Raw genomic sequence first — 6862 nt, 5'->3', positions numbered from 1 at the left:
CACCCGGGGGTGCGGCGCCCTTCGAAGCCTTGCTGGTCCGCCCCGACGTGAGAGGCGTCAGGCGGACCGAGCGCGACGACTAGAGGCAGCTCAGAGCGCCTCGACCTGCTTCGCGATGGCCGACTTGCGGTTCGCGGCCTGGTTGGCGTGGATGACGCCCTTCGAGACGGCCTTGTCGAGCTTGCGGGACGCGGCCTGCAGCGCGGTGGCCGCGGCCTCCTTGTCGCCCGCGGCGACGGCCTCGCGCACCTTGCGCACGTAGGTCTTCAGCTCAGACTTGACGGCCTTGTTGCGCAGGCGCGCCTTCTCGTTCGTCTTGATGCGCTTGATCTGGGACTTGATGTTTGCCACGTGTGGACTTCCTGGTGTGTTCGCCTGCCGGCGAGCGGATAGGTCGTAGAGGGCGGCCACAGCTCCGGGACTGGGGTGGGGAACCCGTGGAGAGGAACTGCGGCTGTGCCCGCCGACCTGGGCGGACACGCAAACATCAACGATAGCAGAGGGGCCGGCTGGGCAGAACCGCGTGCGCGACGGCGTCCTGTGAGATGCGCCCCGCGGCGGACGGCGGGATCAGCGGCGGGCGTCCGCCATCGCCCGGGCCACCCGGTCGAACGTCCGACGGTCCATGACGGCGCCCTCGCGGCGCACCGCCCGCGGGTCGATACGGATGACGCGGTCGAGGCGCACCTCGCTCGGGCGCTTCCGCGAGTCCCACGCCCCGGTGCCGACGTCCATCCACAGCCGGCCGTGCCGCGCCTCCTGCGCGGCGTCGCGGTCGTGGTCCTGGCTGGTCAGCTGCAGGGCCAGCAGCCACGGGCCGTCGCGGCCCACGAGCAGCACCGGCCGGTCCTTGCCCTGGGCGTGGTCCTCCTCGTAGGGCACCCACGTCCACACGACCTCGCCCGGGTCGGGCTCGCCGTCCAGGCTCGGGGAGTACACCGGGCGCACCGTGCCCGGGTAGTCGCCGGGGTAGCCCGCGGCGCGGGCGGGCGTGGCCGGGCCGCGGCGCGTCGTCGCGGGCCGAGTGGTCGAGGCGGGGCGCGCCGCGCCGCGCGACGACGGGCGGGTCGCCGAGCGCAGGACGTCCGCGAGCAGGTTCAGCCATCGGTTCGCCACGGCCGACAGCCTACGTGCGGCTCACTCGAGCACGAACCGCGCCAGCCGGTCGGCCATCGCCTCCGGGTCCCACGAGTGGTCGGCTCCCGGAACGGTCTCGGCGGTGCCGTCCGGCACCGCGGCGGCGAGCGCGCGCGCCGCCTCGGGCATGCCGGGGAAGGTCTGCTCCCCGGTCATGGCGAGCAGCGGCACGTCGAGGCCGGACAGCCCGCCGTCGTGCAACGCCCTCGTCGCCCAGGCCAGCGCCTGCGCGTCGGCGCGCTGCGAGACGACGGACGCCGCGATCGCGGGCCAGTCCGGGGAGGCCTTGGCCCCGGCGAGCCATTCGGGCGGCATGTCCTTCATGAAGTGCTCGGTGGCGCCCTCGAGGTCGCCGGCGTCGGTCCGCCGCTCGATCTCGGCCGCCCAGGCGGCCGTCTCCTCGGCGCCGGACTCCAGCGGCGCCTCCCACAGCGCGAGCCCGAGGACCGGGAGGCCGCGGTCCGCCGCCCGCAGCGAGATCGCGCAGCCCGACGAGTGCCCGCAGAGCACGGCGGGTCCGCCCGCGACGTCGAGCACGGCCGCCACGGCGTCCAGCTCGCGGTCCAGGTCGAGTCGACCGGCGGCGGGGGAGTCGCCCCGGCCGAGCCGGTCGAAGACGACGGTCGTGACGCCTGCCTCCGCCAGGAGCTCGGCCGTGCGGGTCGTCACCGGGTCGACGGCGCGGAACGGGCCGGCGCCCGCGACGAAGACCACCGCGGGGCCGGTGCCGCGCAGGTCGTAGGTCACGCGGTCGCCGCGCGCCGTGGTGACGGTGGCGGGGGTGGTCGTCCCGGTGGTGGGTGCGGTGGCCGTCTCGTCGCTCATGCCCGGTGGGACCGGGCGACCCGCCGCGACTCATCGGTCGACGAGGTTCGCACGGCGGCGCCGACCGGGTCAGGGCACGAGCGGCCCGGCGAGCACGCGCCGCGCCGCGTCGAGGTCGCCCTCGACGACGGCGCCCGCCTCCTCGGGCGTGAGCCGCCCCCACAGCAGCAGGTCGAGCCGCTGCGCGGTCGCGGTGAGCGTTGCGTCCACGGCTCCGTCATGGCCGCCGTCGGGGGCGTCGCCGAGCGTCCACGACCAGCCGAGGTCGGACGCCACGACGCGCAGCCGGTCGGTGAGCGGCGCCATCCGGCCGAGCTGCACCTGCCGCGGCTGGAACATCGTCACGACCTCGTCGACGCCGTCGCCCCACACCTCGGGCGGGACGGCGACGGCGCCCAGCCCGCCCGGGCCGGAGCCCGCCCGCGCGGCGTGCAGGTCGTGCAGGTGCACGAGCGTCTCGTGGGTCTGGCGCCGCCACCAGAACGATGCCGGCCCGTCGCCGAGCAGCGTCAGCGCGGCGCCGTCCGGGCCGGCACCGTCGAGCGCCGCGCGCAGGCCGGCCGCGTGCCAGGCGTAGAGCTCGGCGAGGGCGGCGGCACCGCCGTCGGGCCCCGTGGCGTCGGGCGCGGGCAGGTCCTCGTCGCGCGACGGGTCGCCCACGACCATCCCCGACGCCCAGTGGTGCACACCCGCGAGGTGCAGCACCAGCTCGGCCGCGCGCCAGTCGCCGCACGCCGGGACGAGCGCGTCGGGCGCGACGCCGGGCACCGTGGCGGCGAACTCGTCCTGGAGGCGGGCGAGCAGCGCGAGGCGCTCGGGCTCCGGGCCGCCGTCGGTGCGCCGCCCCGTGCGCGGATCGACGACGGGGCGCGGCTGCCCTGCGGTGGGCTCGGCGGTGGGCGCGGCGGCGGGCGGGGTCGGCATGGCGCGAGGCTAGCGCCCGGCCGGCCGCGGCGGGGAGGGGCGTCTCAGGAGCTCAGCGCGGCGTCGACCTCGCCGAGGAAGTCGTCCAGGTCGTCGGGGTTGCGGGAGGTCACGAGGGGGAAGCCCGCGCCCTCGTCGCGCACCACGGGCCGGTCCACCCAGCGGCCGCCGGCGTTGCGGACGTCGGTGGCCAGGGACGGGTACGACGTGAGCGTCGCGCCGCCGACGCACCCGGCCTCGACCAGCGCCCACGGTCCGTGGCAGATGGCGGCGACGGGCCTGCCGGAGTGCGCGAACGCGGTGACGAGGCCGACCGCTGCCTCCTGCAGGCGCAGCGTGTCGGCGTTGATGGTGCCGCCCGGCACCAGCAGCAGGTCGATGCCGTCCGGGTCGACGGCGTCGTAGGTGGTGTCGGCGGGCACGGACCGCCCGGGGTCCTTGTCGCCGACGAGGGTGCGCACGTCGCCCGGCTCGTTCGAGGCGACGACCACCTCCGCGCCCGCGGCGCGCAGGTGCTCGAGCGGTACGACCAGCTCGTCCTGCTCGACGCCGTAGCTCGTCACGATCGCCAGCACGCGCTTCCCGGTCAGGTCTGCCATGTCGGGGACTCCTCCCGTCACGTCGGTCGGTGGACCTCGACCGTACGCAGCGGTGCACGGGGCACGCACGCGGGATGGGCCCGGGGCCGCGGCCGGCAACCTCGGGGGACAACCTCATGGGACAATGGCCGGGCCTCGTCACCACCGACGACACCCTTCCAGCGACCCTGACGGAGCGAATCGCGTTGCCCATCCCCGGACCCGCGCTGCGTGCGCGCATCGAGCCGAACGCCACGGCGCCCGAGCTCATCCGCAACTTCTGCATCATCGCGCACATCGACCACGGCAAGTCGACTCTCGCCGACCGCATGCTGCAGCTCACCGGCGTCGTCGAGCCGCGGGCCATGCGGGCGCAGTACCTCGACCGGATGGACATCGAGCGCGAGCGCGGCATCACGATCAAGTCGCAGGCCGTGCGGATGCCGTGGCAGCTGGGCGAGCAGGCGCACGCGCTCAACATGATCGACACGCCGGGGCACGTCGACTTCACCTACGAGGTCTCCCGTTCGCTCGCGGCCTGCGAGGGCGCCGTCCTGCTGGTCGACGCCGCGCAGGGCATCGAGGCGCAGACCCTCGCCAACCTGTACCTGGCGATGGAGAACGACCTCGAGATCATCCCGGTGCTCAACAAGATCGACCTGCCGGCGGCGCAGCCGGAGAAGTACGCCGAGGAGATCGCGGGCCTGGTCGGCGGCGACCCGGAGGACGTCCTCAAGGTCAGCGGCAAGACCGGCGAGGGCGTCGAGGCGCTCCTGGACCGGATCGTCGAGCGCATCCCGGCCCCCGTCGGGGACGCGGACGCCCCGGCCCGCGCGATGATCTTCGACTCCGTCTACGACACCTACCGCGGCGTGGTCACGTACGTGCGCGTGGTGGACGGCAACCTCAACCCGCGCGAGCGCATCGCGATGATGTCGACGCGTGCCACGCACGAGCTCCTGGAGATCGGCGTCATCTCGCCGGAGGCGATCCCCACCAAGGGCCTCGGGCCCGGCGAGGTCGGCTACCTCATCACGGGCGTGAAGGACGTGCGCCAGTCGAAGGTCGGCGACACGGTGACGAACGCGGCCAAGCCCGCGGCGGAGGCGCTCGGCGGGTACAGCGACCCGAAGCCGATGGTGTTCTCCGGCCTCTACCCGGTGGACGGCACCGACTACCCGGCACTGCGCGACGCCCTCGACAAGCTCAAGCTCAACGACGCCGCGCTCAACTACGAGCCCGAGACGTCGGTCGCGCTCGGCTTCGGCTTCCGCGTCGGCTTCCTGGGCCTGCTGCACCTGGAGATCGTGCGCGAGCGGCTCGAGCGCGAGTTCGACCTCGACCTCATCTCCACCGCGCCGAACGTCGTGTACGACGTCACGCTCGACGACGGCACCGAGGTGAAGGTGACCAACCCGTCGGAGTTCCCCGGCGGCAAGATCAAGGAGGTCCGCGAGCCTGTCGTGCGCGCGACCATCCTGGCCCCGAGCGAGTTCGTGGGCACGGTCATGGGCCTGTGCAACGACCGGCGCGGCCAGATGCTCGGCATGGACTACCTGTCGGAGGACCGCGTCGAGCTGCGCTTCACGCTGCCGCTCGCCGAGATCGTCTTCGACTTCTTCGACCAGCTCAAGTCCCGCACCCGCGGCTACGCGTCGCTGGACTACGAGCCCTCGGGCGACCAGGCCGCCGACCTCGTGAAGGTCGACATCCTGCTGCAGGGCGACCAGGTGGACGCGTTCAGCGCCATCGTGCACAAGGACAAGGCGTACGACTACGGCGTCATGATGACGGCAAAGCTCAAGGAGATCATCCCGCGCCAGCAGTTCGAGGTGCCGATCCAGGCCGCCGTCGGCGCCCGCGTCATCGCCCGCGAGACGGTGCGCGCCATGCGCAAGGACGTGCTCGCCAAGTGCTACGGCGGCGACATCAGCCGGAAGCGCAAGCTGCTCGAGAAGCAGAAGGAGGGCAAGAAGCGCATGAAGAACATCGGGTCCGTCGAGGTCCCGAAGGACGCCTTCATCGCCGCGCTCTCCTCCGACGGCGGCGGTGGCGGCAAGGACGCCAAGGACAAGAAGAAGTAGTGCCCGCGCTGCCTGACGGCACGCCCGTGCCCGACGACGGCGCGCTGCCGGGGTGGGTGCGCCCGGCGGTCCCGGACGGTGTCGCCCGGCCGTTCGGCGTGTACGTGCACGTGCCGTTCTGCTCGGTCCGTTGCGGCTACTGCGACTTCAACACCTACACGGCGTCCGAGCTGGGCGGCGGCGCCAACCAGGCCGCGTACGCGACGACGGCGCTGCGCGAGGTCGACCTGGCACGGCGCGTGCTCGACGACGCGGGCCTGGGGTCGCGCCCCGTGTCCACGGTGTTCTTCGGCGGGGGCACGCCCACGATGCTGCCCGCCGCGGACCTGGCGCGGGTCCTGCGAGGTATCGACGACGCCTGGGGGCTGGCGGACGGTGCCGAGGTCACCACCGAGGCCAACCCGGACTCGGTGACCCCCGACTCGCTGCGCCTGCTCGCCGACGCCGGGTTCACGCGCGTGTCGTTCGGGATGCAGTCGGCGGTGCCGCACGTGCTGGCCACCCTGGAGCGCACCCACGACCCGCGCCGTGTCCCCGACGTCGTGACCTGGGCCCGCGACGCGGGTCTCGACGTCTCGCTCGACCTCATCTACGGCACGCCGGGCGAGTCCCTGGACGACTGGCGCGCCTCCCTCGAGGCCGTGCTGGCCACGGGCGTGGACCACGTCTCCGCGTACGCGCTCGTCGTCGAGCCGGGCACCAAGATGCACGCCCAGGTGCGCCGCGGCGAGCTCACCCTGCCCGACGAGGACGACCAGGCCGCGAAGTACGAGCTGGCCGACGACCTGCTCACCGAGGCCGGCCTCGGCTGGTACGAGGTGAGCAACTGGGCGCGCGGGCCCGAGCACGCCTGCCGGCACAACCTCGCGTACTGGCGCGGCGACGACTGGTGGGGGATCGGCCCCGGCGCGCACTCGTACGTCGCGGGCCCGTCGGCGGGCGACGGTGAGCACGCCGGCGTGCGCTGGTGGAACGTCAAGCACCCCCGGCGCTACGCCGCCCTCCTGGAGGACGGCACGTCGCCCGGCGCCGGCCGCGAGCTGCTCACGCCCGCCGAGTCCCAGCTCGAGCGGGTGCTGCTGGGCGTGCGCGTGCGCGAGGGGCTGGAGGTCGCGGCGCTGGACCCGTCCCGTCGCCCGGCCGTCGCCGGGCTCGTCGCGCGCGGCCTGCTCGACGGCGTCGCCGCCGTGCGCGGGCGTGTCGTCCTCACCCGGCAGGGCCGCCTCCTCGCGGACGCCGTCGTCCGCGAGCTGACCCCCTGAACCGCATCGAGCGTGCTGACTTGCTCCTCAAACAGCCCGTTTGAGGAGCAAG

At 74.1% G+C, this 6862-nt stretch carries 7 protein-coding genes; 2 read left to right on the top strand and 5 right to left on the bottom strand.

All coding sequences use genetic code 11. The annotated features are described in order from the left end of the window. Nucleotides 1-90: 90 nt before the first annotated feature. From rpsT to ACFUVW_RS18440, 5 genes are all read right to left on the bottom strand, one after another. Nucleotides 91-351 carry a 30S ribosomal protein S20 gene (gene rpsT, locus ACFUVW_RS18460; RefSeq protein WP_430550092.1) on the bottom strand — a complete coding sequence of 87 codons (261 nt, stop codon included), beginning with the start codon at nt 349-351 and terminating at the stop codon, nt 91-93. 219 nt (nt 352-570) lie between these two features. Next, nucleotides 571-1116: a type II toxin-antitoxin system PemK/MazF family toxin gene (locus ACFUVW_RS18455; protein WP_430572764.1), complete on the bottom strand. Its 546-nt coding sequence runs from the start codon at nt 1114-1116 to the stop codon at nt 571-573. Nucleotides 1117-1137: 21 nt separating this feature from the next. Beyond that, complete coding sequence (locus ACFUVW_RS18450; protein ID WP_430572763.1) at nt 1138-1962, bottom strand: alpha/beta fold hydrolase; 825 nt, start codon at nt 1960-1962, stop codon at nt 1138-1140. A 69-nt stretch (nt 1963-2031) separates the two neighbouring features. Continuing rightward, on the bottom strand, nt 2032-2886 hold the full coding sequence (locus ACFUVW_RS18445) for a maleylpyruvate isomerase family mycothiol-dependent enzyme (RefSeq protein WP_430572762.1): 855 nt from the start codon (nt 2884-2886) through the stop codon (nt 2032-2034). A gap of 44 nt (nt 2887-2930) precedes the next feature. Beyond that, nucleotides 2931-3485, bottom strand: a complete 555-nt coding sequence (locus ACFUVW_RS18440; protein WP_430572761.1) for a type 1 glutamine amidotransferase domain-containing protein — start codon at nt 3483-3485, stop codon at nt 2931-2933. Between the two features lie 185 nt (nt 3486-3670). Here ACFUVW_RS18440 and lepA point away from each other — a divergent pair, with 185 nt between their 5' ends. Both lepA and hemW read left to right on the top strand, forming a co-directional pair. Next, the gene (gene lepA / locus ACFUVW_RS18435; protein ID WP_430572760.1) at nt 3671-5548 is read left to right on the top strand and encodes a translation elongation factor 4; all 1878 of its coding nucleotides are present in this window, start codon (nt 3671-3673) and stop codon (nt 5546-5548) included. Then, nucleotides 5548-6810, top strand: coding sequence for a radical SAM family heme chaperone HemW (hemW, locus tag ACFUVW_RS18430; protein WP_430572759.1), 1263 nt, complete (start codon nt 5548-5550; stop codon nt 6808-6810). Before lepA ends, hemW begins: the two co-directional genes overlap by 1 nt. Nucleotides 6811-6862 lie beyond the last annotated feature (52 nt).

It is taken from the genome of Isoptericola sp. NPDC057391, from assembly GCF_042668085.1.
Taxonomy (GTDB): domain Bacteria; phylum Actinomycetota; class Actinomycetes; order Actinomycetales; family Cellulomonadaceae; genus Isoptericola.
Note: the sequence above shows the minus strand (reverse complement) of the source record. Positions and strands in the feature narration are given on the sequence as shown.